Annotated in this window: 26 protein-coding genes and 6 pseudogenes; 4 read left to right on the forward strand and 28 right to left on the reverse strand. The window is 38.6% G+C overall.

The annotated features are described in order from the left end of the window. Positions 1-30 precede the first annotated feature (30 nt). The 13 genes from adhP to I6L31_RS09400 all read right to left on the reverse strand — a co-directional run bounded on the left by adhP (position 31) and on the right by I6L31_RS09400 (position 10,663). On the reverse strand, positions 31-1,062 hold the full coding sequence (gene adhP, locus I6L31_RS09340; RefSeq protein ID WP_005001687.1) for an alcohol dehydrogenase AdhP: 1,032 nt from the start codon (positions 1,060-1,062) through the stop codon (positions 31-33). Positions 1,063-1,202: 140 nt separating this feature from the next. After that, entirely contained in the window at positions 1,203-2,084 is an 882-nt protein-coding gene (locus tag I6L31_RS09345; protein ID WP_005001685.1) for a D-hexose-6-phosphate mutarotase, read from the reverse strand. A 12-nt stretch (positions 2,085-2,096) separates the two neighbouring features. After that, positions 2,097-2,405, reverse strand: a complete 309-nt coding sequence (locus I6L31_RS09350; RefSeq protein ID WP_005001682.1) for a hypothetical protein — start codon at positions 2,403-2,405, stop codon at positions 2,097-2,099. A gap of 83 nt (positions 2,406-2,488) precedes the next feature. Then, positions 2,489-2,908, reverse strand: coding sequence for a F0F1 ATP synthase subunit epsilon (locus I6L31_RS09355; RefSeq protein ID WP_004995460.1), 420 nt, complete (start codon positions 2,906-2,908; stop codon positions 2,489-2,491). Between the two features lie 27 nt (positions 2,909-2,935). Continuing rightward, positions 2,936-4,330, reverse strand: coding sequence for a F0F1 ATP synthase subunit beta (gene atpD, locus I6L31_RS09360; protein ID WP_004985622.1), 1,395 nt, complete (start codon positions 4,328-4,330; stop codon positions 2,936-2,938). Positions 4,331-4,359: 29 nt separating this feature from the next. Next, on the reverse strand, positions 4,360-5,229 hold the full coding sequence (gene atpG / locus I6L31_RS09365; protein WP_004985623.1) for a F0F1 ATP synthase subunit gamma: 870 nt from the start codon (positions 5,227-5,229) through the stop codon (positions 4,360-4,362). A 76-nt stretch (positions 5,230-5,305) separates the two neighbouring features. Beyond that, positions 5,306-6,850 carry a F0F1 ATP synthase subunit alpha gene (atpA, locus tag I6L31_RS09370; RefSeq protein WP_005001680.1) on the reverse strand — a complete coding sequence of 515 codons (1,545 nt, stop codon included), beginning with the start codon at positions 6,848-6,850 and terminating at the stop codon, positions 5,306-5,308. 42 nt (positions 6,851-6,892) lie between these two features. Next, a complete protein-coding gene (locus tag I6L31_RS09375; RefSeq protein WP_005001678.1) occupies positions 6,893-7,429 on the reverse strand; it encodes a F0F1 ATP synthase subunit delta in 537 nt (178 codons plus the stop codon). An 11-nt stretch (positions 7,430-7,440) separates the two neighbouring features. After that, a complete protein-coding gene (locus tag I6L31_RS09380; protein WP_004985627.1) occupies positions 7,441-7,911 on the reverse strand; it encodes a F0F1 ATP synthase subunit B in 471 nt (156 codons plus the stop codon). Between the two features lie 38 nt (positions 7,912-7,949). Then, positions 7,950-8,195, reverse strand: coding sequence for a F0F1 ATP synthase subunit C (atpE, locus tag I6L31_RS09385; RefSeq protein ID WP_000424060.1), 246 nt, complete (start codon positions 8,193-8,195; stop codon positions 7,950-7,952). Between the two features lie 83 nt (positions 8,196-8,278). Beyond that, the gene (gene atpB / locus I6L31_RS09390) at positions 8,279-9,154 is read right to left on the reverse strand and encodes a F0F1 ATP synthase subunit A (RefSeq protein ID WP_004985629.1); all 876 of its coding nucleotides are present in this window, start codon (positions 9,152-9,154) and stop codon (positions 8,279-8,281) included. Positions 9,155-9,254: 100 nt separating this feature from the next. Then, entirely contained in the window at positions 9,255-9,653 is a 399-nt protein-coding gene (locus I6L31_RS09395) for an ATP synthase subunit I (RefSeq protein WP_004985632.1), read from the reverse strand. Between the two features lie 170 nt (positions 9,654-9,823). Further along, on the reverse strand, positions 9,824-10,663 hold the full coding sequence (locus I6L31_RS09400; RefSeq protein WP_005001674.1) for a metal ABC transporter solute-binding protein, Zn/Mn family: 840 nt from the start codon (positions 10,661-10,663) through the stop codon (positions 9,824-9,826). A gap of 122 nt (positions 10,664-10,785) precedes the next feature. On the opposite strand from I6L31_RS09400, the gene I6L31_RS09405 reads away from it, so the two are divergent. Genes I6L31_RS09405 through znuB form a run of 3 tightly spaced genes read left to right on the forward strand, consistent with a single transcriptional unit; the run spans position 10,786 to position 12,869 of the window. Then, a complete protein-coding gene (locus I6L31_RS09405) occupies positions 10,786-11,286 on the forward strand; it encodes a transcriptional repressor (protein ID WP_004985636.1) in 501 nt (166 codons plus the stop codon). Next, the gene (gene znuC, locus I6L31_RS09410; RefSeq protein ID WP_005001672.1) at positions 11,256-12,047 is read left to right on the forward strand and encodes a zinc ABC transporter ATP-binding protein ZnuC; all 792 of its coding nucleotides are present in this window, start codon (positions 11,256-11,258) and stop codon (positions 12,045-12,047) included. The genes I6L31_RS09405 and znuC overlap by 31 nt, the downstream gene beginning before the upstream one ends. Before the next feature lie 3 nt (positions 12,048-12,050). Next, positions 12,051-12,869, forward strand: a complete 819-nt coding sequence (gene znuB, locus I6L31_RS09415) for a zinc ABC transporter permease subunit ZnuB (RefSeq protein ID WP_005001670.1) — start codon at positions 12,051-12,053, stop codon at positions 12,867-12,869. Positions 12,870-12,871: 2 nt separating this feature from the next. Here znuB and I6L31_RS09420 read toward each other — a convergent pair whose 3' ends face one another. From I6L31_RS09420 to I6L31_RS09490, 14 genes and pseudogenes are all read right to left on the reverse strand, one after another. Next, positions 12,872-13,492 carry a LysE family transporter gene (locus I6L31_RS09420; protein ID WP_005001668.1) on the reverse strand — a complete coding sequence of 207 codons (621 nt, stop codon included), beginning with the start codon at positions 13,490-13,492 and terminating at the stop codon, positions 12,872-12,874. A gap of 173 nt (positions 13,493-13,665) precedes the next feature. After that, a pseudogene (locus I6L31_RS18330) lies at positions 13,666-14,360 on the reverse strand (hypothetical protein). A gap of 26 nt (positions 14,361-14,386) precedes the next feature. Next, positions 14,387-14,913 (reverse strand): annotated as a pseudogene (locus tag I6L31_RS09435) (hypothetical protein). A 49-nt stretch (positions 14,914-14,962) separates the two neighbouring features. Next, positions 14,963-15,331, reverse strand: a complete 369-nt coding sequence (locus I6L31_RS09440) for a lysozyme inhibitor LprI family protein (RefSeq protein WP_005001655.1) — start codon at positions 15,329-15,331, stop codon at positions 14,963-14,965. Further along, positions 15,315-16,556: pseudogene (locus I6L31_RS18335) on the reverse strand (pesticin C-terminus-like muramidase); the annotation flags it as partial. The gene I6L31_RS09440 and the pseudogene I6L31_RS18335, both read right to left, overlap by 17 nt. Positions 16,557-16,626: 70 nt before the next feature. Then, the gene (gene istB, locus I6L31_RS09455; RefSeq protein ID WP_005001544.1) at positions 16,627-17,400 is read right to left on the reverse strand and encodes an IS21-like element ISAba8 family helper ATPase IstB; all 774 of its coding nucleotides are present in this window, start codon (positions 17,398-17,400) and stop codon (positions 16,627-16,629) included. Then, on the reverse strand, positions 17,400-18,419 hold the full coding sequence (gene istA, locus I6L31_RS09460) for an IS21 family transposase (RefSeq protein ID WP_005001546.1): 1,020 nt from the start codon (positions 18,417-18,419) through the stop codon (positions 17,400-17,402). Before istA ends, istB begins: the two co-directional genes overlap by 1 nt. A gap of 90 nt (positions 18,420-18,509) precedes the next feature. Beyond that, a pseudogene (locus tag I6L31_RS09465) lies at positions 18,510-18,866 on the reverse strand (glycoside hydrolase family 19 protein); the annotation flags it as partial. After that, positions 18,863-19,669 (reverse strand): annotated as a pseudogene (locus I6L31_RS18340) (DUF2345 domain-containing protein); the annotation flags it as partial. The pseudogenes I6L31_RS09465 and I6L31_RS18340, both read right to left, overlap by 4 nt. Positions 19,670-19,794: 125 nt before the next feature. Then, entirely contained in the window at positions 19,795-20,070 is a 276-nt protein-coding gene (locus I6L31_RS18345) for a hypothetical protein (protein ID WP_228128592.1), read from the reverse strand. 86 nt (positions 20,071-20,156) lie between these two features. Next, positions 20,157-20,522 (reverse strand): hypothetical protein, encoded by a 366-nt coding sequence (locus I6L31_RS18350; protein ID WP_005001633.1) that lies wholly within the window; start codon positions 20,520-20,522, stop codon positions 20,157-20,159. A gap of 574 nt (positions 20,523-21,096) precedes the next feature. Further along, complete coding sequence (locus tag I6L31_RS09480; RefSeq protein ID WP_005001632.1) at positions 21,097-22,005, reverse strand: hypothetical protein; 909 nt, start codon at positions 22,003-22,005, stop codon at positions 21,097-21,099. Positions 22,006-22,674: 669 nt separating this feature from the next. Then, positions 22,675-23,199 (reverse strand): hypothetical protein, encoded by a 525-nt coding sequence (locus I6L31_RS09485; RefSeq protein WP_005001629.1) that lies wholly within the window; start codon positions 23,197-23,199, stop codon positions 22,675-22,677. Continuing rightward, a complete protein-coding gene (locus tag I6L31_RS09490) occupies positions 23,199-23,633 on the reverse strand; it encodes a hypothetical protein (protein ID WP_005001628.1) in 435 nt (144 codons plus the stop codon). The genes I6L31_RS09485 and I6L31_RS09490 overlap by 1 nt, the downstream gene beginning before the upstream one ends. 232 nt (positions 23,634-23,865) lie before the next feature. Here I6L31_RS09490 and I6L31_RS18355 point away from each other — a divergent pair. Further along, positions 23,866-23,991: pseudogene (locus tag I6L31_RS18355) on the forward strand (IS982 family transposase); the annotation flags it as partial. A 262-nt stretch (positions 23,992-24,253) separates the two neighbouring features. Here the strand turns inward: I6L31_RS18355 and I6L31_RS18450 are convergent. Further along, positions 24,254-24,388, reverse strand: a complete 135-nt coding sequence (locus I6L31_RS18450; protein WP_265596798.1) for a hypothetical protein — start codon at positions 24,386-24,388, stop codon at positions 24,254-24,256. Positions 24,389-24,588: the final 200 nt, after the last annotated feature.

The following is a 24,588-nucleotide window of genomic DNA, read 5'->3' on the forward strand; positions in this document are numbered from 1 at the left end:
GGTTTTGATTCGATTCAGTGGTGAAACACTTTATTTTTTAAAATCAATCACAATACGGCCATCGATTTTACCCTGTTCCATCCGATCAAAAATATCATTGATATTTTCTAGCGGCTCCACACTGATGTGTGCTTTGACCTTACCACGTGCCGCGATATCCAGTGCTTCTTTCAAATCTAGTCGTGTACCGACAATCGAACCGCGCACGGTAATGCCATCTAACACCATATCAAAAATAGAGAGATCAAACTTGCCTGGTGGTAGACCATTCAAGACCATGGTGCCACCACGACGAATAATCGAAACCGCTTGTTCAAATGCCTTTGGTGAAACCGCCGTAACCAATACCCCATGACAGCCTTCACCAGTGGCTTTCAATACTTCTTCTTTTACATCTACCTTAAGTGCATTAATCCCAACATCAGCCCCTAATTCTTTGGCCAATGCCAGTTTACTGTCATCGACATCGATGGCAACCACATTAAATCCCATGGTCTTGGCATATTGCACCGCCACATGACCCAAGCCACCAATACCTGAAATCGCCACCCAATCCCCTGTTTTGGCTTCAGTCATTTTCAGGCCTTTGTAAACGGTCACGCCTGCACATAAGATTGGCGCGATTTCGAGTAAATCCACACCATCTGGAATCACACCGACATATTCACCATCCGCCAGACAATATTCAGCAAAACTTCCATTGACCGAATACCCTGAATTTTGCTGTTCCTTACATAAGGTTTCCCAACCTGCGTAACAATGGTCGCAATGTCCACAAGCCGAATATAACCATGGGATACCGACTTTATCACCCACTTTCAGGTGAGTAATTCCTTCACCAATCTCTACAACTTCACCCACGCCTTCATGACCTGGAATAAACGGTAGACTCGGTTTAATTGGCCAATCACCATGCATGGCATGTAAATCAGTATGGCAGACCCCAGTCGCAATCATCTTGACCAGAACCTTGCCTGCGCTGACTTTTGGAATGTCTACATCCTTGATTTGTAGCGGTTGATTAAACTCGGTGACCACCGCAGCTTTCATTGTGCTTCCCATTTTATTATCTCCGTCTTATGTCATATTAAGAATTTGTTCATTATTATAAGAACCATTCTCAACTATAAAGCAGAATAAAATGACTAAGGTTGGAGTTTGGTAGGTTATTCACTTTAGATTTATTTACAGTTACATCATCACTACGCGTTTTTGATCTCTAATTGATACGTATAACTTTTTCCAGGCTCAACTTGCTGAGGCAAGATCCGAAGTTCGGCCGACTCTATACAGACAAAATCTTGCCAAGCGTGATCAGGCATATCGTTTAAACGCGCCGCTTTCTCAATCCATGGGTTCCATATGACAGCGCTAGGTGCATTACTTTGAATGCTCAGCGGGCGATTATCCTGATCTGCCAATATAATAGTTCCATTGGTTAACGGATAAATACGATCAGTTTCAGTATCAAATTCGAGTTGTTGTTCTAGTTGTATTTTTTCTTGATGCTGTTGTAGCTGATCAATATAGCTCAGTCCTGCCAAACCAGTAATAGTGGCGGTTGCTGCGTTGACGGCAAAATAGCTGTGCCAAGCAAAGTTAAATTCAATGGTTTTTTGGTCAATATTAGTTAAATTAAATCTGAACTGAAGGGTTTCACCGCAATCAATGCTCATCTGTAACACAAAGGCTGCATCCCAATAACGCCGTGTTAGTATACTGTCACGTAATTCAAACAACAATTGATGGCCTGATGCAGTCAGGTTCATATCCATTAATTGCCAATCTAAATTTCTAGCAAAACCATGTGAAGGGTATGATTTTTCTTCTGGATGTCCACCAAACCAAGGAAAACACAACGGTATGCCACCGCGTATGGCTTTTGCGGGCTGATATGAATTGAGCTCGGAGAGCCAGAGTAATGCTTGTGTTTGAGTCTGATGCTTGAGATGGAACTCTAGAACTTGTGCACCCTGAAAAGCAATCAGGGCATCACAAAATGAATTGGAAATCCTGAGCGCCTTTAAACCGTGCTCTCCCAGCCGCTCAATCGTGATACCTGACACGTCTTTAAAATTGATCATTGAATATTTACCTTAAACTGATGACGCCTGCTGTGTTTGCCAGGTTTTAAATGCTGTTAACATTTCCAGTTTTTGTGATGCGCTGGCAGCATGCTGCTCAAGTCGGGTTGCATCTCCTCGATAAAGCTGTACAACACATTGATTGGCAAGGCTGGTAATACTGTCACGTCCTATTGTTTGATAATCGCTAACCTCTGTCTGGGTGAGAATGATATCCCAACAAGACACAACCGAACTTAGATCAATCGCAATACTCAAAAATAACTGTTCAGCCTGCCGATACAGTTCCCAAAAATGTGGTTCAATTTCAATTAATTCCACGCTGATCTGATAATCTCTTATTCCTTTTAAACCTTATAGCATAAAAAAAGCCACCTTTCGGTGGCCTTTTAAAAACGGGCAACTTACATTGCACGGTTTTTAATTTTACGGATGGTTTCAAGCTGACCCGCAATCTCAGAAAGAGATGCCAGTGCAGCCGCAGAGTCCAAATCGCTCTTTTGGTTGGCAAGCAATTGTTCAGCCTGTTTACGGGCTTCTAAAATTGCTGCTTCATCCAAGTTGTCGGCACGAATTGCAGTATCTGCAAGAATCGTTACGACATGCGGTTGAACTTCTAGCACACCACCTGATACATAAACAATTTCTTCTGTACCATTTTCCAACTGAACACGAATCGGGCCCGGCTGGAGCAAAGTCACTAGTGGCGCATGCCCAGGTAAAATACCCAGCTCACCACCCGCACCTTTTGCGATCAGCATGGTCACTGTTCCAGAGTAAATTGACTCTTTAACACTGACTACGTCACATTGCATCGTCGCCATGAGAATCTCCTAAATTAGGGTTGCTAATTAAAGTTTCTCAGCTTTAGCAATCACTTCGTCAATACCACCCACCATGTAGAACGCTTGTTCTGGGATGTGATCGTATTCACCAGCAAGAAGACCTTTAAAGCCACGAATCGTTTCTTTAAGTGGTACTAATTTACCAGGAGCACCTGTAAATACTTCAGCTACGTGGAACGGTTGAGAGAAGAAACGTTGGATTTTACGCGCACGGTAAACCACCAATTTATCTTCTTCTGCTAACTCATCCATACCCAAGATCGCGATGATGTCTTTAAGCTCTTTATAACGTTGCAATACGTTCTGTACAGAACGTGCAATTTCATAATGCTCAGCACCAACGACCAATGGATCTAGCTGACGCGAAGTTGAATCCAGTGGATCGATCGCTGGGTAAATACCACTTGACGCGATGTCACGGCTCAATACAACGGTTGCGTCCAAGTGAGCAAACGTGGTTGCTGGAGATGGATCCGTCAAGTCATCCGCAGGTACATAAACTGCCTGAATCGATGTGATCGAACCAGATTTAGTTGATGTAATACGTTCTTGAAGAACACCCATTTCTTCTGCAAGTGTAGGCTGATAACCTACCGCAGATGGCATACGACCTAACAATGCGGATACTTCAGTACCTGCAAGGGTATAACGGTAGATGTTGTCAACGAACAAAAGAACGTCACGACCTTTACCATTTTCGTCTTTTTCATCACGGAAATATTCCGCCATGGTCAAGCCAGTCAACGCTACACGTAGACGGTTACCAGGTGGCTCGTTCATCTGACCGTAGACCATGGCTACTTTGTCAAGAACGTTAGAATCTTTCATTTCGTGATAGAAGTCGTTACCTTCACGAGTACGCTCACCAACACCAGCAAACACAGATAAACCTGAGTGAGCTTTGGCGATGTTGTTGATCAACTCCATCATATTAACGGTTTTACCAACACCCGCACCACCGAACAAACCAACTTTACCACCTTTTGCAAACGGGCAAAGTAAGTCGATGACTTTAATCCCTGTTTCCAAAAGATCAGTAGACGCTGCTTGTTCAGCATAAGAAGGCGCTTGACGGTGAATCGGTAAACGCGCTTCAGTTGCAACTGGGCCTGCTTCATCAATCGGGCGACCAAGTACGTCCATGATACGACCCAAAGTCGCAGGACCTACTGGTACAGAGATTGGCGCATGGGTATTTGTTACATTCAAACCGCGTTTAAGACCTTCAGTTGATCCCATCGCAATTGTACGAACAACACCATCACCAAGTTGTTGCTGAACTTCCAAAGTCGTTTCAGTTCCGTCAACTTGGAGAGCGTCATAGATCTTAGGAACGCTGTTGCGCTCAAACTCGACGTCGATAACCGCGCCGATGATCTGAATGATATGACCGCTACTCATTGCTGTCTCCTCAATTCAAACTAATAATGTTAAACGGCAGCGGCACCACCAACGATCTCAGAAATCTCCTGAGTAATCGCGGCTTGACGCAGCTTGTTATAAATAAGTTGTAGGCTCTTGATCAGTTCGCCCGCATTATCAGTTGCTGCTTTCATTGCAACCATACGTGCAGACTGCTCACACGCGATATTTTCAATCACGCCCTGATACACCATCGACTCGATATAGCGAACCAATAAACCATTCAGCAGTTCTTCCGCTTCAGGTTCATAGATATAATCCCAACCGTAAGTACGGTTTAGACTTTCGCTTTCTTCAGCCGCAGCCAAAGGCACCAGTTGTTCTACTTTCTGGTTTTGAGTCATGGCATTAACAAAGCCGTTTGATACGAGATAAATACGATCTAACTCGCCTTTATCAAATGCATCCAACATCACCTGTACGGAGCCAGTTAACTGTTCCAGACTTGGAGTATCACCAATATTGGTGGTTGCACCAAGTACTTTTCCGCCGTAGTTTTTAAAAAACGAAACCGCTTTTTGACCAATCAAAGCAAATTGAACTTCAATTGACTGCTCTTGTTGTTGCTGAACGTGTTTAACCACTTTTTTGAACAGGTTAATGTTCAAACCACCAGCAAGACCACGATCTGAAGACACAATGATATAGCCAACGCGTTTTACAGGGCGTTCAACCATATAACGATGTTTGTATTCAGGATTCGCTTGTACCAAATGAGCAATTACACGGTGCATATTTTCGGCATACGGACGGCCCTGAGCCATGCGCTCTTGCGCACGACGCATTTTTGAAGCAGCGACCATCTGCATCGCACGCGTAATTTTCTGCGTGGATTTGATACTGGCTACTTTGGCGCGAATTTCTTTTAAATTTGCCATACGCTTAACCTAGTCGTCGAAGGCTTTTAACAGCCTTCGAAGGGTTGATTCCGTGAACCAAACTTAAGCTAAAAAATTAGTAAGTTTGAGTCGCTTTGAAGTTCTCGATACCCGCTTTGATTTCAGCTTCGATGTCTTTGTTATAATCACCAGTGTCATCAATTTTTTGCATCAATGTCGCGTGTTCTGAACGGAAATACGCGATTAATGCAGCATCAAAGTCTACGATTTTCTTCACTTCAACGTCAGCCATATAGCCTTCGTTAGACGCGTAAACAGAAACAGCTTGGTCAGCAATTGAGTAAGGAGCATATTGTTTTTGCTTCATTAACTCAGTTACACGTTGACCATGCTCAAGTTGTTTACGCGTTGCTTCATCAAGGTCAGAAGCAAACTGAGCAAACGCAGCCAATTCACGGTATTGCGCTAGAGCGGTACGGATACCACCAGACAATTTTTTAATGATCTTGGTTTGAGCTGAACCACCTACGCGAGATACCGAAATACCTGCGTTCACAGCAGGACGAATACCTGCGTTGAATAATGATGTCTCAAGGAAGATCTGACCGTCTGTAATCGAAATTACGTTGGTTGGTACGAATGCAGAGACGTCACCCGCTTGAGTTTCAATGATCGGTAACGCAGTTAAAGAACCAGTTTGACCAGTTACTGCACCGTTCGTGAATTTCTCAACATAGTCAGCAGAAACGCGCGAAGCACGCTCAAGAAGACGTGAGTGAAGATAGAATACGTCACCTGGATACGCTTCACGACCTGGTGGACGACGAAGAAGCAATGAAATTTGACGGTAAGCAACAGCTTGCTTCGACAAATCATCATAAATGATCAGTGCATCTTCACCGCGGTCACGAAAATATTCACCCATGGTACAGCCAGAGTACGGAGCCAAATACTGCATTGCAGCAGGATCAGCAGCCGCAGCAGCGACAACAGTGGTATATGCCATAGCACCAGTTTCTTCTAGCTTGCGTACCACGTTTGCGATGGTCGATTGTTTTTGACCAATTGCAACGTAGACACATTTAATGCCAGAGTTTTTCTGAGCGATGATCGCATCAATCGCCATTGCTGTTTTACCCGTCTGACGGTCACCAATGATCAACTCACGCTGACCACGACCAACAGGAATCATGGTATCTACTGATTTATAACCAGTTTGAACAGGTTGGTCGACTGATTGACGCCAAATAACACCTGGTGCTACTTTTTCGACTTTATCAGTCAATTTAGCATCAATAGGGCCTTTACCGTCAATTGGGTTACCCAAAGCATCGACCACACGGCCAAGAAGCTCAGGACCAACTGGAACTTCTAATACACGACCTGTACAACGAGCTTTTTGACCTTCTTGCAGGCTTAGGTAGTTACCTAAAACAACGGCACCCACTGAATCCTGTTCTAGGTTCAGTGCCATACCAAATAAGCCGCCGTCGAATTCGATCATTTCACCGTACATTGCATCAGCAAGGCCGTGAATGCGCACGATACCGTCGGATACCATCACAATGGTACCTTCGTTTTTAGCGGTCGCGCTGGTGTCCAGATCTCCGATACGCTGTTTAATGAGCGCACTGATCTCGGATGGATTCAGTTGTTGCATTGCGCTATTCCTCAATCTTTTTTAAGTTCAGTCTTTTTGCGGTTAAGCAAGAAGACGAGTCCGCATTTTTTCAAGCTTGTTAAGCGCAGAGTCATCTATCACTTGATCGCCTGCACGAATAACCACACCTGCAATAAGCGCAGGGTTAACTTCTACTGACACAACCACAGAACTATTAAAACGCTTTTCCAAAGCATGGGTTAATAACTGCTCTTGTACAGAAGTTAAAGGAAATGCCGATTCAATCACGACATCTACTGTGTTGCTATTCTGTGATTTAAGCTGTTCGTACTCTACTGTAATCTCAGGTAACAGAATCAAACGATCATTTTCAGCAAGCAATGTCAAAAAGTTCGACACTGCCTGAGTTTGTTCTTCACCTAAAACTTTAGAAAAAAGTCCGACTTGCTCCACAGGAGTAAGCTCAGGGCGATTTAAATAAGCGGAAAATGCTTCGTCTTGCACCGTAGCACTGAGCACTTGTAACGCATTCGACCAATTGTCAGTTGCACCTTGCTCAGAAGCGTAAGCAAATGCTGCTTTGGCGTACGGGCGTGCCAACGTCAAGAGTTCAGCCATACTTCCCTCGCTTAAAGTTTAGCAGCCAGCTGAGTCAGCATGGCATTATGAGCTTCTGCGTCAACTTGTTGGTTCAGAATTTTCTCTGCACCATCAACTGCCAAGGCAGCGACTTGTTGACGTAATTCTTCGCGAGCAGAATTGATGTCTTGGTCAACTGCTTCTTTCGCTTGTTGACGAATACGCTCACCTTCAGCCGCAGCTTGGGTACGTGCTTCTTCGACCAATTGTGCTGCACGACGGTTCGCTTGTTCGATCAATTGAGCCGCTTGTGCTTTTGCTGCATCTAGCTCAGCTTTCACTTGTGATTGTGCATCAGCAAGATCCGCTTTCGCTTTTTCAGCAGCGTTTAAGCCATCAGCGATTTTACGCTGACGCTCACTAATCGCATTGATTAGTGGTGGCCAAACAAACTTCATGCAGAATGCGACAAAAATCGCAAATGCAATCGCTTGGCCAATCAATGTGAGGTTAATATTCATTGCAATTCCTCAATATGTGGATTTAGGAATTAAGCTGATTAACCTACAAACGGATTAGCGAAGATGAAGAACAAGCCAATACCAACACCGATCATAGGCACAGCATCAAGAAGACCTGCGATTAAGAACATACGAGTTTGAAGTTGCGGAGCAAGTTCAGGTTGACGAGCAACAGCTTCTAAAAAGCGACCACCCAAAAGACCAAAACCAATCGCTGTACCTAAAGCACCGAAAGCGATCAAGATAGCAGATGCAATTGCAACTAGACCTAAAGTGAGTTCCATGAAAAATTCCTCAGAGGTTAGGTTATTACCAAATTAAATAAAAATTAAACCTAACCGTTAACCTAACAGTTAGGCAAATACCATTAATGTTTTTCGCTTGCCATGCTCAAGTACACGATGGTCAGCATCATAAAGATAAATGCTTGCAAGGTGATTACAAGAATGTGGAAGATCGCCCAAGGCACAGACAACGCCCATTGAATCCAGAAAGGAAGTAACGCGATCAGGATGAAGATTAACTCACCTGCATACATGTTACCAAACAGTCGGAGTGCCAATGAAATTGGTCGTGCAAGGAAAGTAACCAATTCCAGAATTAAGTTCACTGGAATTAGCAACGCTTTTGCAATTGGGTTACTTGGGTTAAATGGGTTTAAAGCCAACTCACCAACGAAACCGCCGATGCCTTTCTCACGAATGCTATAGAACAAAATCAACACAAAAACAGACAACGACATACCAAGGGTAATGTTCGGATCTGTTGTTGGAACGATTTTGAAATAAACATGATGAGGGTCCATACCAAATACGTGCGCACCCACTTGTTGAGCCAGATAAGGAATCCAGTCAACAGGAATTAGATCCATAGCATTCATGAGGAAAATCCACACGAAAATGGTTAATGCCAGTGGTGCAATAAGACGTGATTTACCATGGAAGGTATCGCGAACGCTGGAATCAACGAACTCGATAATCATTTCGATTGCAGATTGAAATTTTGATGGCACCCCTGCATTTGCAGCTTTAGCGGCACACCAAAAAATCAAACAAAAAATGACACCCAGTCCGATAGACCAACCCATTGAATCCAAGTGAATAGCAGAAAACCCCATCTGTTGAGCTTCACCCGCATTCTCAGCCAATTTCCAAGTCCCATCTGGCATTTTGCCATAGGTTAAATTGGTCAAGTGATGCTTGATGTACTCGGTCGAAGTAAGGGCATGTTCTTCAGCAGCCATAAATCACACCTGGTCAATGTCAATTACTAAATAAGGAAACGAATATCGCGCGCTGCCTGATATCTCGTAGTCCTCAAAAAATCTTCAATTTTGGATGTGTCTAGACTCGTTTCTGTAGACGTGAAACCCAAAATGGAGCGACCCACGACATGGTCTGAACGAGAATAAAACCACAAAACAATGCCGCTGGAGACAGCGGTTTAACATTGCTTAAAATCAAAATAAAACCCACGATCACGATTCCGAACTTCCCTAGCATGCCTCGATACATGTTCGATAGAACCTGTCTCGATGCTCTAGCCCCTGCCGTTCGAAATGACTGCCAGCTAAAATATAGGTTGGCAAGCCAGCAGACCAAGGCTCCTAAAGCGGCACTCATTGCGGCTACACCATCGTGGATAAGCCATGCCATAATCGCAGCTAAAGGAATCATTAATGCTTGTAAGAAGACCAGAGCTTTCGCTAATCGTCGGTCAATCAAGCGACTAGTTCGGCTCATTGTTTATCCACTTACAGCATGAATGCTTGACAAATTACGCTGATGATCGTTTTTAATCGCAGGCATTATAGAGTTACACCCCTGAACATGCAATCTTTTACCGACCTAAGTCGTGTTTTTTTAGATGATTTGTTTACACTCAAATCATCTGCATGTCAGGCATTTTGAGCTTATTTGCTTGCATTTAAGACACATTTTGTGGTTTGACTGGCGAGTTTCTTCCATGCATCAACAAAATCCTGATCTTCATTCATGCTTTCATCGACACGCTGGAATACGATCGGGTTCAAGATTCGGTATTGATTTTGATTGGCATTTCCTTCAGCCAAAAGACACATACTCGGTTTGGGGCGGTTATCACTTAAATATTTGAGCTGAGAGGCAGTCGCTGCAATATGTGGATCATCTGTCAATGCACCTGCAAATTTTAAATTCAGCGCGCGTTCCAGATATTGATAGGCATCATGATACGACCAATAAGGTTGTACTGTTTTACGCTCATAGCCCTGACTTGCAACCAGCATTTCTTGAGCAAAGCGTCGTGCATTTTCCCAGTATTTGACTTTACTTTCAGGATGTTGTTGTGAGCGCAGCGCAGCAATAAAAAAACCAATACGCACAGCATTATTGGGATCTAACCAGACATGAGTGTCAATGGTATTGTCTAACGGAACGTTACGGGTACTTCGACGCGGTAAAATCGTCACAATTTGCGAATCCAAAATTGAAATCGCTTTAGGATTATTTTGTAGCAGACTCGCCAATGGTGCTTCGTGGGCTTTGCCTAGCCATATTACCAAGGATGCATCTTGAATGGCTTTGCGATGTGCTGGGGTCAGTTGAATATCATGCCCAGATTGATTTGCCAGCAATAACTGAGGCTCTTCTATCCCTTGTGTAATTTCTTTGGCGATCAAATAAATCGGATGAGTTGCAATCACCAGCGGCGCTTGTGACCATGACAGCGTCGTTATAATAGAAAATAGGCAGAACACCGCAAAACGAAACATAACAAAATCGAACCTAGATAAACAACTCATGTTATAATATAACAAATTTTGAAAAACACCTACGCTTATTCGATAGCAGCCTGACTTCATGCTACTATTCAATAAAATAATGAGGTTTGTCTATGAGTGCTTGTTCACACGAACATCATAATGCCTTACATGGTGTACATGATCACCTAAATGTTGCCACACGTCTAGCTGAAGCGGAAAGCCTTTGCGCCTCGACAGGAGCTCGTCTGACGCCTTTACGTAAAGAAGTTCTGGCTTTAATTTTAAATGCCTCTGGCCCGATGGGGGCATACGACTTATTGGCAAAAATTAAAAGTGGATCTGATCGTCCAGCAGCGCCACCTACGGTTTATCGTACCCTTGATTTTTTATTGGAAAAAGGACTGATTCATCGTCTGACTTCGATCAATGCCTATATTCCTTGCTGCCATCCTCGTGAAGGGCATCAAGCTGCTTTTCTGATTTGTAATGAATGCCATGTGGTAAAGGAAGCTTCTTCTGAAGGCTTGCTGCAACAATTACATCAATTGGCAGGTTCAGATCATTTTAATGCTCAACATACCATTATCGAGATTTCTGGAAAATGCCAACAGTGCAGCAAGCTGTCACACTAATGCCTGAACTGATTCGACTAGATCGCGTATCAGTTCATTTGGATGATCGGGATATTCTAAAAAATGTCGACTTTTCATTACACAAAAATGAAATTGTCACACTGATTGGCCCTAATGGCGCAGGCAAATCGACGCTCATCAAAGTATTGCTCGGGATTACCCACCCCTCACATGGCAAAGTAGTGAGCAGTCAAAAAAATAAAATGGCCTATGTACCACAAAAGTTCAATCCATCACACAGTTTACCATTAAGAGTCAAAGACTTACTTGATTTGGAAAAATGTGACCGTGAATTACGCAATGAGATTGTTCGTGATACTGGTATTTCCAAATTACAGGATTCCAAAGTACAACAACTGTCTGGTGGTGAGAAACAGCGTGTACTTTTAGCACGTGCTTTATTGCGCCAGCCCGATATTTTGGTGCTGGATGAACCGATGCAGGGGCTGGATATCCAATCCGAAGCCGAACTTTATGAATATGTACGAAGCCTGCCTGAACGTTATGGTTGTGCTGTACTTATGGTTTCACATGATTTGCAATGGGTGATGCAAGGGACTCAACGGGTTGTGTGTTTAAATAAACACATCTGCTGTAGTGGTTTACCTGAGAGTGTTCAGCAACACCCAGAATATCTGGCCATTTTTGGTGGACAACGTGTCCCATATCAGCACCATCACGATCACTGTGCGCATGGTGATCATGTTGAGACATGTACACATATCGACCATCCTCATATTCACCCTGAACCGGAAGCTTAAGCAATGCTGGAATGGTTACAACTTTTGCTTCCTGCATGGACGATGGGAAGTTTACTGGTTTTTTTGACAGCACCCTTAGGCTGCTTAATGCTCTGGCGCAGAATGTCCTTTTTTGCAGATACGATGGCGCATGGAACATTACTTGGCGTCGCGGTTGCAGGAATTCTACAGCTCCCGCTTTGGCTGGGAGTTGCCATGCTGGCATTATTATTGGTTGGGATACTTTGGGTATTACATGACCCACGCTTACCAAATGATGCATTACTGGCACTGTGTTCAGCGACTTTACTCTGTTCAGGTTTATTACTGATCCAACAAATTCCTAGTTTACGACCTGAGTTATTGAGTTATTTATTTGGTGATTTGCTTGCAATTGGCTGGGAAGATTTACCTATCTTTGTCATCATTATTGGCTTGGCGCTCGCTGTACTTTATCGCTACTGGAAAGCACAAATCCAGATTGCAATTGACCCTGATATTGCGATGAGCGAAGGGATCAATGCAAAATGGCAACGTTTGATTTTTATGTTGCTGCTGGCGTTGTTTACCGTTTTGGCCCTACGTGCGGTAGGTTCATTATTAATGGGCGCTTTATTGGTCATCCCTGCTCTAACTGCCAGACTTCTAGCCAACTCCCCTAAACAAATGGTCATTTGGGCTTTTATTTGCGCCCAGATTGGTGTGACTGTGGGACTCTGGTCTAGTGCAGTGATTAATATTTCGACAGGCTTAAGTATTGTGCTGTGCATGGCATTATTATTTGCGATCATTTTTGTGATACAAAAATTGAAAGCGATACGCGGTCAAAGTATAAAACTTTAGACTCATTGATGAATCGAACTGAGCAGCAATGCAGCGACCGCAAACATGATGGCAAAGCTGCGGTTTAAGTATTTTTGCTGTTTTGGTGAGCGAAGTAAGCGCAGTACTTTAGCAGCGAGTCCTGTATAACCTGCCATCACAATTAAATCGATAGTGATCATTGTGAATGCCATAATTGCGTATTGTGGCCACTGTGGACGTTTCAAATCTAAAAATTGGGGTAAAACCGCTAATAAAAACACAATGGCTTTGGGATTACTCATATTCACCACAAAGCCATTTAACATTAGACTTCGGCGTGATTGATATATCGTTTCCTGCTTAATTTCAATATCTTGTATCGGTGCTGTCCATTGTTTATAAGCCAAATATAGTAAATAAATTACGCCAAACCATTTAACCACTAGAAATGCCCAAGAGGTCGTCGCAAAAAGTACGCCAACTCCCGCTGCAACGATCAAAATTTGTAAGGCAAGAGCAAGCTGTAAACCGATCGCATTCGAGTAACCATGTCGAAAACCGTAGTTTAGACCACTCGACATAGAGGCAATCGCGCCTGCACCCGGTGATATGCTAATCGCCCAGCATGCGAGCATGAATCCGAGCCAGATTTGAAAGGACATCGATGAAAACCGCTAAAAATAATGTGAATAGTATAGTTTTTTAGACTGGAACTCTAGTTGATCTGAAGGCATCCTCAAGCTAGTAAAACTATTTATCTGAATAAGTTAAAATATTTTAATTTTAAAAAAAGTCTCAAAGATGTAATTACTCTTTGAGATTTACAGTTAAAATTTTAATTTGATTTTGTTGCTTTTAAAACACCTATTGTCTCACACCCCAATGTTAAGGAAATACATTTTAGATTAATATTAAAAACCGCTTTAAAGGGAGAAACTTTTCCATCTGTATAAGTTTTAACATTTGCCAGATACGCATACTGTCCTTTCTTAGCATCATAAGTTACCTGATCACCCATAAGTAGATCTGTTTTCTCATCACCATCTTCACTGTCAGATAGTATTACGGGTATTTCAGTGAAATTATTATTTTTTATATTATATAAAAAAGCAGAGACTCTATTTCTTTTGAATGGAATTTTAACATAGTTAACAGTACTTAACTCTCTCATTCTAAAAGCTAAAATAGCTTTATCATGATATAGTAAGGCTAAGTCAACATTAGACTGCAAAGGCACTGCCGTCCTTAAAACATCATATACATCCTTACCATTTAAGACTTGGATACCATATTTTTCAACGTATAATTAATATTTTTTGTTTTATTAATATCACAAAAATCTCTCAACATAATCTTCAAATTAGGATTAATGGCAGAATATTTATTATATGCTCCCATATATTCTATAGGTGAGTTAACTTGAGTAGCATCTTGTAAATAATCATCCCAAAGGGCATTTTCTTTGGCATTACAAACATTAAAAGAAATACCCCATGCAACCATTACTTTTAAAAAAAATAATTTATTCATATATACATTAATTTATAAAAACAATATTAATAATTCCTATCTAACCATTTTTTAATTTCAGCTATAGTTTTATAATTGTAATAAACTCTATCTTCAACTTTCCCATCAAAACCTTCTGCATTAGCACCCAAAATATTTGTTATATTTTTCAAAATCATACTATTAGGTTCACTAATTTGATAAAGGTTTACTTGATACATCCTGCCTTCCATTTGAGGAGTACAACAATAAGATGCTGAATTAAGTGTAATTAACAATGGTGGTTTTTTTGTCTTTGTCTTATAAACACTAACTGCTAAAAGCTCAGGACTTTCTTTAGCAGCAAAATCAGAATACTCCCCCAGAAATACTTTATTATTTTGACTTCCAATATAACTTTTTAAGTATAAACCATTATCAGAGTCACAAATGTAATTATAAAATTTATAATCATTTTTTTAAAAACACTTAAGTTTATCACCTCTTTTATACTACATTGATCTTTTGCAAATAAATTCCGGGAATATGCAAAGGATAAAAAAACAAGTAGAATAAAAATAAGATATTTTCTCATTTAAAATCCTATATCAACCAGATGTTAATTTAAAAAACCCACATACCTTTTAGTACTTTCTTAGAAAAGAAATACGTTCTTTTGTCATTTCATTTTGACATGCTATCGCTTCAAAATGACTTTCTCTCCCATATTCATCTTCGTTAGCCACACAGAGTGCTTCTTTCTTCTTAATCCAGTTCCTTTGAGATACTTTTAACTTTCCTTTTGCCTCTTTAGAAAGTTTAGAAAGTTTATTTTGATAAACTGAGTTTAGCTCTTTATCATTTTTTTTGTAATCAATTAAATAACAATTCAATATATCATTAAAAACAGTACTATCAGGTTTACAAGTCAGAATTTCTTTATCTGCAAAAACACATGAAGAGATAAAAATAGTTGAAATGAAAATTTTCATTTTTTTATTTATAGCAATCACATTTAAGCCCTTTTTCAAAAATTTTAGCTTCTTCTCTACGACGTATTCCTACACCACTGTTGCCTTTTGGTCCAGTTTTATTCCAAAGTTTTGACATATCTCTCAAAATTTCAGGAATTTCTTCGGGCTTATTATTTTTTAAAGCATCTCTAATTTTTCGCATATGTATACGTGTTAAACCTTTTTTAGGCGGTTTGGGATCTGCCAAACCTGGTCCTCGATTAAAAACTAAAGAGAGTAATACACCTTGGCAATGAGGATGTAAATTTAATGTCTCTGGATAAATTGATAAGACTTGATTTGCATAACGTGTTTTTAGCAAAGTTGCTAACTGTAATGCGTTACTTTTAGTAATAGTGATATCTGATAATTTATTTATAAAACGCTGAGCCTCAGCTCCCTTTTTTCCTTGTGCAGTTATTAAGCGTTCTATTTGTTCTACCGTATAAAAACTTGCTAAATCTTGCTGGATTTGTGATTTAGATTGCTGTCCTAAATCATACCCTATAGCAATAGTAACACCACTCGAATCATCTCCTGGATGATAAGGTCTTGCCTCATATCTTTCAAATTCCAAAATCTTTTTCCACATTTCCATAGAAATAACATACGGACCAGGGGTGCTATTAAATGACACTATCTCTACTACACACTCGGGTGGGCAATCTTTTCCTTGAATATTTTTATTAATCTCTGGATCATTAGGTGCTGTAGTACCTTTGGTTACATCCACATCCAAACGTAGCTCAGCAGGTTTGTTTTTTATTCGTGTCGCCATATAAGACTGAGGTTTCAATGGCTTCCCATCAGGCTTATACACTGTAAATTCCAGTTTTTGCCCAACCATACTTTGTAGGGGCAGTCTCCCATTCGATATACTGTAAAGCTGCTTCTTACCACTCTCTACGACTAACATTTCTATATTGGTTTTTTCTACAACATAGTCCTTACCATCCCTATCTAAGATTTTAATATCTGATCGACTTAAAAATTTTGCATAAGGTTCATCTAACTTAATCGGAATTGGTTGTGAGTTTCCATTGCCAGAGTTTATTGAACTTTTTAAAACAAATTGATCATTAGATGCCAGTACTAAAACTTCGATATCTCGATTAGGTGAAGACTTCACCTCTACAATACCCTGATCATCAGTGAGTTTATCCGGCGAATTGCCTTTACCTTTCGGTATTGATTGAATAGGAAAATTTTCCATCACTTTGTTGTCAACGGCAATTTAAAACTGACCCCTTTTACCTTAAAAACAGCAAAGTAAAATTGACCCCTTTGATGATTTATTAAGACTCAATTTGTGGTTGAATTCCTACTCTCTTTTTATCCTTCAAACGATAACTCTCACCCGATATCTGTACCACATGACAGTGATGTAATAGCCGATCTAACATCGCAGCGGTCAACGTAACATCATCCGCAAATGACTTAGACCATTGGCTAAAGGGTAAGTTACTCGTCAATATCGTACTGCCTTTTTCATAACGCTTGGCAATCACGTTAAAGAACAGATTCGCTTCTTCACGTCCAAACGGTAAATAACCAATTTCATCGATAATCAGTAACTTTGGTCCCAGTACCGCACGTTGCATATAGGTTTTCAATTTACCTTGCTGATAGGCTGTACTCAGTTGCAGCATTAAATCCGCTGCGGTAATGAACTTGATCTTAATGTTGTTCATGATGGCCTTATAGCCTAATGCCATAGATAAATGCGTTTTTCCTACTCCGCTAGCCCCGAGAAACACCACATTTTCTGCTCTAGCAATAAAGCTCAGATTGAACAGTTCAATCACCTGTGATTTAGGGGCCCCTAGGGCATAATTAAAATCATAGTCTTCCAGGGTTTTGACTTGAGGCAGGCCTGAGAGTTTCATCAGTACCTGCTGGCTACGCTGTTGCCTGGCAGCATATTCATGCGTCAAGATCGCTTCAACAAAGTCGGCATAACTTCTATCCTGACCTAATGTTTGTTGTGCATGATGTGACCATTGTGATGCGATGGCAGGCAGATTAAGCTTTTGGCAAAGTTGCTCTATACGGTCGTATTGCAGATTCATCAGGAAACTCCCAGCAACTGGTCATATACCGATAAGGGATGCTGCAAACTCTCGTAGGGCATGACATGCTCTGCTGCTGCAACAGGTACAGTGCCAGAACCTGTATCTGATTGCGGTAATGGCGTAAATTTTTGCTGCTCTTGTTGCAGTCGAACAGCCGGTTTTTCTTGCGTAGTGGCATGAATCCGCTGATTGGCGGTTTCATGCAGCCACCGGCCAATGTGGGCATTGGCGACATCAACATCTAACAGTAAACCCGAAGTCTTCAGGCTTGCTTTCAATGGCACAATAAAGCTTGATTTGAGGTATCCATTAAAGCGTTCAACTTTGCCTTTGGTCTGTGCACGGTAGGGCTTACATACGCGGGGACGAAAGCTGTATTTCTTGGCGCAGTCGAGCAGTTTGGGATTCCATTTATGCTGCCCCTCCTGATAGGCATCCCGTTCAATCATGATCGTTTTAGCGTTATCAAACAGGATTTCCTGAGGTACTCCTGCAAAGAACTGAAATGCATTTTCCAGACCATCGATCCATGCATCCGTACGTTCATGATCATAAAATTTCACGAAAGTCGCTCTGGAATACCCTAATGTTGCGACAAAGGCTTTCAAAGTCGTGTTGTTGCGTCGAATTGTGGTGAAATCCACCTGCATTTGTTGGCCAGGTTGGGTTTCAAAACGAATGACTGGCTCCAGTTTGGCAACTGGTTTTAATGTTGCAAGATATTCCCTCAAGATCCTGATCTTTCCTGGATATCCCAACCCTAAAATTTCCTGGTAGAGCACAACGGCAGGAATCCATTCAGGATGTGCTGCATTTACACGATGGAGTAAATAGGGTTTATATGGATCAAGAATACTTGTTCTAGGTTGTGTACGCCGATACTGAGGTGTTTCCTTCTGCCGTAAATATTTACGCACGGTATTTCGGGACACCCCCAGTTCACGAGTAATAGCTTTAATAGATTTACCCTGTTGATGAAGAATTTGGATTGTCACTGCTTGCTCCAAAGTTAACATGTTGAGCAGTCCAAAATGACCGCTATATTAACCAAGGGGGTCAGTTTTTAAATGCCATTAGGGGGTCATTTTTACACTGCCGCTAACAACGTTACTATCCACTACCTTAAAAAAGGTACTCACAATCCCTTTCGTAGATGTAGGCTGTTTGATCTGTCTATATTCATCAATAGTTTTAGGTAGGTGGACTTTTATAGGATTTACTTCTGATGAAGATACCGAAGAGTTTATAGTTTTAAATACGGTATATTCTTTTTGATTAGGCGGTTTTGCGAGTATCTCCACTGTTCTGTTGGGCGAAGCCTGAAATACAAACAAGCCTCTTGGATCAGTCTTTTGAGTATTTGCCTTGGATGAACCTGCGTATCGAGATTGCACATTTAAATTGATGATACGGCTTCCAGACTTATCATAGAATTTAGTTGTAATGGTGATTAAGTTGCTCATTGCTTAGAATCCTCTTCCGTATACACCTCATCACTTTCTTCTTGAAGCGCCTCTTCTAATAGCTCATCAATATTCTCACTGTCAGGCACATCCTGCTTTAATCGTGGAATATCCGAATTAAAAATGAGTGCGGTAAAGTCCATTGCTTGTGGTGTATGGAATCGTAATGAACTCATGTTATTGTCATGATCAAGTTGATCCGTTTTTGTTCTTATTAAGCGATTACTCTCACGATCTACAATAAAAATCTCTTTTTGACCTTCTGATTTTATATTCCAATTATAGTTAACCTGATTACTAAACAATGTTTTGACCGTAGGTAAACTTATTTTAGGAATAACAACATTTGCCCCAGCAGTAAACAAATGCTGCCCTGCTTTGCTCTCAAACTTACCCCCTGTCGTTGAAAAAACACCGTTAGCATTAATCTTCAACTGAGAACCACCCGCTGTTAGTACAATCTCTTTAGGACTGGTAATTTCAATCTTATCTTCAGTGGAAATCAGTTTAATCACTTTCTTAGCAATCGCCTCAATCGCATCATCCTGCGCCTGCAACTCCAATTTCCCTTTCGCTGCATAAGCCCTAAAACCCTTTTGTGCGGCAAACAAACTGATCTTGTGCTGTGCATGCCCAATAATATTCTTCTATGCGCTCAGATTGATTGAACCACTGGCACTCTCGGCAATATCCTGAGAGGCCTGTAAGATAATATTTTCAGGTGTAGTTAATGCAATGCCATTCGGTGATGCCAACAACATCAACGCCTGTCTAAAAATCTTGCCTTGCTGTTTGCTGTTTGCTGTTTGCTATTTGCTGTTTGCTGTTTGCTGTTTGCTGTTTGCTGTTTGCTGTTTGCTGACAAAAAACCCGAACTAAGCAAAGTTTGGGTTGATTTCAAGTATTTACGAGAATATAAATAAAATTATCATTTTAATTGTACTCGTTTTTCTTTATTACCTTCCATATAAGTTAAATTATAATTCTTATCGATTAATACATTTTTAGTTGCTGGGATAAATTTCTTTTCTTCTACACCAAAAGCATTAATGATTAAAATAGCAAGTTGTGGACCCTCATCCTCATTATCTTCAAATGGTGAAATAATGATTTGTTTACCACTTTCTGTTTCTGGAAGAACAATACCATCCCCATAACTTGGAGAAATAGATGGATAGAATTTTATCAAATTAGATGAGCTCACCAAATTTACTTTAGAACAACTATTTATATCTTTCTTTAAAAGACATTTAAAATGATCAACTGAATTGTAAGGTAAATATGTTACAACTAGACCATGAATATTTTTTCTTCTTTCGAAGTTTTTTCAGCTGTTAAAAATGATAATCTAGATAAATACTCATCTCTATAACATTGATTTCTAACTAGACCTGCACCTTCCCCAGCTATATGGCTTATTTTTTCTTCACAATTATTTTTTATTTTTTTCACCCATTTATCATAATCATTTTCTTCTCTATTTTTTTCATTATCAAGTTTAATAATTAATTTTTTATTTTCCTTTTCTATACATTGTATACTTTCATAAACATTATTTTTATTACAATTTACTGACGAACTATCCGCACATGCTGATATTGCCGAACCAAATGTTACCAATACCAATCCTGCGCCAATTACATATTTACTAGACATATTAAATTCCTTTTAAATTTTTAGGGAGAACTATTAAAAAAGGTTTTAGCATTTTATTTCTTAGTTCAGTCATAGTACCATGAGCATGTATAGCCGTTCCATTACCAAGTATCATACCTTTTTTACTGCTTCATCATGAAATTTATCTACCCATACCTTTCTATTTTTTGCATTTAAATAACATTTATTTTCATAGTTTATGATCTTCTCCAATGATGGAAAGTTTACCATCTGCTCTTTCTATAAGATAGCTATTAATAAAATCCCTAATCATCGTACTTACATGCAATATTGGCATTTTCTCAACACTACCATAAGAGTCTAAACTTTTAGGACCTGTAATTTAAGAAACTATCTATCAGCATTGACTACACTTTTGACACTATTTCCCCACACCCCAGACTAAGTTCTATTAAAAATAGTATTTATAATACCAAAAACTTGATCAAAAATATTTTTGAAAAATTTCACTTCAAAATTACTATTAATTTAAACCAACCACTTTTCAATCTTTTATTTTAAAATAATACATCCCAACTCAATTATAGTATATCAAATCAACACTAAATTACTCTTATTTCAAATTTCTTTTTAATAATTTTCTATTTTTATCCTTATAAGTTATTACTCCGAATTTATCAATTGAGTAATGATCACCTATTTTCCCTACATCCAGTGCAGGTTTTATTTTTATTAAATAAAATTCAGAACTAGAGTCCTCATCTGTTTCTATATACTTTTCAGCTATAGAATAAAATCCACCTTTAAGTTCAGGTAGGAATCTGAATGTATCTGCATTTAATGAATATATTTTAGGATTATCAAATACATTAAATAAATCAGGAGATATTTTCTTTAACTCAGATAAAGAATATTCGCGATTATTTGACCTTTCAATCTGCTCACATTTTTTAATTGCGTTTTTCTCGGCACATTTAGAGAAAGAATCCGAAGAAACTGGTAATTTTATTTTATTTATCAGATTATTAGAACTATGACCATCATGTTTCTTTACTTCACTCTCCAACTCAACTCTGGATTTAAAATCAAAACTTCCATTATGATATACATAGCAAGTTTTCACTGCGGTATAAGAGTTTCGATACTGATTAAAATTTCCACTTAGGCAAAATAAATTGTTATTTGATGAGAATTCTATAGGCTTAACACTTGACATCACACTCAATGAAGCTGGAAAAGTAAAAACCTTAAGGCTTTCTAAGTCGATAACAGCAAAATAAAAATAGCTTTTTTCTTTAAAACCCATTAAAAACTTATTTTTATCAAAATTTGATACTTTATTTTTTAAAATATTATTATAATCTTTTAATCTTTCTTTAGTACAAAAATCCACTTCATCAAAATCAATTGAACAGTCTTCGACATCAATTTTATTTATATTCTTTGCTACAGACGTATTACTTGAACATCCTAAAATTGATAAAATTACAAGTACAGTTGAACTAATAGATACATTTTTCATTATTACCATTTCCACTACAATTTATTTCGGCTCATCAATTCAGGACTTGGTTCTTAAAAATCCATTGATTTTTTTAAAAACTAAAATAGTACCACGTAAAACTTATAATTACACAAGACTAAAATTATCGTTTCATATAATTTATCTTATCAACCACACAAATTAAACCAGTATAATTAAACATAGAGTCAGCTGAATATAAACCTTTGTTTTGTACATTATTTGTGTGAGTTTATTATATTCAATTTTATATTTCACATCTAAATAATTCAACTGAATTTCTTTTATCTTCTTATACTCTTCACCCTCTTCTTTTAAATAAAAATCTCTAGTAGTTGGTAATAAAATAATATCATATGGATGTACTTTATTTTGTTCATCTATACTTTTTTATTTAGTATATAACCTGTTAAGATTGTGGTACTATCACTCGCATTTGCTTGTGTTGTGATAAAAATATAATGTTTGCCATTATGGCAAAAAAAAGCGTTTATTTTTAGGTTAATCATCATGCTCTCAATTTTTACTAATTTATCTCCCTCATTCCACTCTCTCCAATTTAACATCCTTTTAACAAGTATCATCATAGATAAAGAATTGATTGTTTATTTTTCAAATTAATAATTTTAGAGAGATTCTAAAAACTAAAACCCCTCTATCCTTGATCTATTAAGCACATCCTTCCATTAAAGTTAAATTATTATCACCAACTTTGATACCTACAATATATCCACTTTCAATATCATATCGTGTTCCCATTTTCTTAGTGTTATCATTCCAATCAATTAGAGAATAATCCTTTTTTGGATCACCATAAGGATTTCTCCTCTTATCTAAACCTTTTTTATTATATTTTTCATATATTTTTTGTTCTGAATCTCCTATCTTAATACCATTATAAGATGCTCTCGTATTATCCATAGATGAAATAATTGCAATTTTATTATTCATAATCTGGAATTCGACATCATCATTTCGAGTATCTTTTGCAATAAAACAATCACGTATACGACTGTCCTCAACCTCCTTCAGATTCTGGGCTTTGTCTCCAATTTTGAAATTTTCAAAACCATTTTTAGTGAAGCCACCAATAGTACTTCCATCATTTTCAAAAGTATTACATGCGGAAAATAAGAAACAACAACATATCAAATTTAAAAATTTTATATTTTTAAAACTACTACTGAAAAACATTATGCATCCTCTATATTAGGGTTAAAATCATGCAAGTGAACATGATTATGGTGCCCACTCCAATTTTTTGAATGTGGTAACAATATATTCCCTTTAATTTTAACAGGATTGGAACCAAACAATTTATATCCAAATTTATATAATGCATTCACAAAGCTTACATTTTTATCCCAATCAAAGTGCTTATGACTAGTATATGTTAGCTCACTCATATGTCTGTTATTAATTGCAATATATCTAAAGTCACCATTTTCGCCATTTAGATGAGAAACACTTTCTCCTGGTGAACCATCTCGGCAACTAAATCCTGAACCAGTATACTCAGCATATCCAAGGCTACATATAGCACCTAATACAGCTGATAAAGCCGTCCCTGAAAGATAATATCGTCCATCATCGCTATCTATTCTCCATAAATAACCAATATTTCCCATTTTATATTGCTTATGTTTTCTTTGATCCACTAAATATACTGAGCCTGTCCCTTTTTTACCTTTACTAGCCCATCTATTAGCTACATAAAAACTTGATTTCCCTAAATTATGAGTCTTACCATTCTGGTCATAATAAATAACCTGAATCGCGTATAAGAAATTACCTTGAAAAATATAAGAGGACTAGAGCCATCAGTTAAGTTACCGCCCCAAACTCGCGGCTTTAGTCCTTATGTTCGATAGTACCTAATTATTCTGTGTAATTGATGATTTATTTCTTAAATTTGAAGCAACTTATTGGCAATTCTTTAAGCAAAGCCATCGTTTCTCAAGAAACCGAACAGCACACTTGATTATTTAACAATACAATCAAACACTTAGCCTTATAAAAAATATTCATTTTTCGAGAAATTCTTTTTCTACTAGGCTAAAAAACACTCAATCCTCATAGCAATCTATATGATCTTTAGAAAACAATCCAATGGAATCAATCTTCTCAACTTGACTAGCAGTATAAATATAATAAAATTTAGAATCCTGTGAAATCAACTTGTATTCGTAATAAAAACCTCCTTCTTGATTATCCATTTTATTAATCGATTTTAATTTAAATAATTTTTTTAATCTTGCTCAACACTTATTCTATTCTCATCTATAACCTTTGGATTAGTTATATTCACAGCAATTACAAAACCTTTATTACTAACATCTAAATTCGTTTCATTATTATCAATAATAATTTTTTGAATTTTCACAACCTATTATACTACCAATATCTTTGTAGTTCTGAATAACAATATCATCTTTATATTTTCTTAAAATATCTTCTAAATTACCCCCTAAAGAAATTCAATTTATTATAATCCATTCTATCTTTACCTAAAGCATGAACTTCGTTTTTTGCACAACTAACTAACAATATTAGTGATAGAAATAAACCAGCCTTTTTCAAAAT

The organism is Acinetobacter septicus (assembly GCF_019355975.1).
GTDB classification, from domain to species: domain Bacteria; phylum Pseudomonadota; class Gammaproteobacteria; order Pseudomonadales; family Moraxellaceae; genus Acinetobacter; species Acinetobacter ursingii.

Bases quoted from the DNA above. Each gene is read 5' to 3' on its own strand.
- adhP (WP_005001687.1), bottom strand. From the start codon at position 1,062: ATGGGAAGCACAATGAAAGCTGCGGTGGTCACCGAGTTTAATCAACCG.
- I6L31_RS09345 (WP_005001685.1), bottom strand. From the start codon at position 2,084: ATGATCAATTTTAAAGACGTGTCAGGTATCACGATTGAGCGGCTGGGA.
- I6L31_RS09355 (WP_004995460.1), bottom strand. From the start codon at position 2,908: ATGGCGACGATGCAATGTGACGTAGTCAGTGTTAAAGAGTCAATTTAC.
- atpD (WP_004985622.1), bottom strand. From the start codon at position 4,330: ATGAGTAGCGGTCATATCATTCAGATCATCGGCGCGGTTATCGACGTC.
- atpG (WP_004985623.1), bottom strand. From the start codon at position 5,229: ATGGCAAATTTAAAAGAAATTCGCGCCAAAGTAGCCAGTATCAAATCC.
- atpA (WP_005001680.1), bottom strand. From the start codon at position 6,850: ATGCAACAACTGAATCCATCCGAGATCAGTGCGCTCATTAAACAGCGT.
- I6L31_RS09375 (WP_005001678.1), bottom strand. From the start codon at position 7,429: ATGGCTGAACTCTTGACGTTGGCACGCCCGTACGCCAAAGCAGCATTT.
- I6L31_RS09380 (WP_004985627.1), bottom strand. From the start codon at position 7,911: ATGAATATTAACCTCACATTGATTGGCCAAGCGATTGCATTTGCGATT.
- atpE (WP_000424060.1), bottom strand. From the start codon at position 8,195: ATGGAACTCACTTTAGGTCTAGTTGCAATTGCATCTGCTATCTTGATC.
- atpB (WP_004985629.1), bottom strand. From the start codon at position 9,154: ATGGCTGCTGAAGAACATGCCCTTACTTCGACCGAGTACATCAAGCAT.
- I6L31_RS09395 (WP_004985632.1), bottom strand. From the start codon at position 9,653: ATGAGCCGAACTAGTCGCTTGATTGACCGACGATTAGCGAAAGCTCTG.
- I6L31_RS09400 (WP_005001674.1), bottom strand. From the start codon at position 10,663: ATGTTTCGTTTTGCGGTGTTCTGCCTATTTTCTATTATAACGACGCTG.
- I6L31_RS09405 (WP_004985636.1), top strand. From the start codon at position 10,786: ATGAGTGCTTGTTCACACGAACATCATAATGCCTTACATGGTGTACAT.
- znuC (WP_005001672.1), top strand. From the start codon at position 11,256: ATGCCAACAGTGCAGCAAGCTGTCACACTAATGCCTGAACTGATTCGA.
- znuB (WP_005001670.1), top strand. From the start codon at position 12,051: ATGCTGGAATGGTTACAACTTTTGCTTCCTGCATGGACGATGGGAAGT.
- I6L31_RS09420 (WP_005001668.1), bottom strand. From the start codon at position 13,492: ATGTCCTTTCAAATCTGGCTCGGATTCATGCTCGCATGCTGGGCGATT.
- istB (WP_005001544.1), bottom strand. From the start codon at position 17,400: ATGAATCTGCAATACGACCGTATAGAGCAACTTTGCCAAAAGCTTAAT.
- istA (WP_005001546.1), bottom strand. From the start codon at position 18,419: ATGTTAACTTTGGAGCAAGCAGTGACAATCCAAATTCTTCATCAACAG.
- I6L31_RS18350 (WP_005001633.1), bottom strand. From the start codon at position 20,522: ATGTCTAGTAAATATGTAATTGGCGCAGGATTGGTATTGGTAACATTT.
- I6L31_RS09480 (WP_005001632.1), bottom strand. From the start codon at position 22,005: ATGAAAAATGTATCTATTAGTTCAACTGTACTTGTAATTTTATCAATT.
- I6L31_RS09485 (WP_005001629.1), bottom strand. From the start codon at position 23,199: ATGTTTTTCAGTAGTAGTTTTAAAAATATAAAATTTTTAAATTTGATA.
- I6L31_RS09490 (WP_005001628.1), bottom strand. From the start codon at position 23,633: ATGGGAAATATTGGTTATTTATGGAGAATAGATAGCGATGATGGACGA.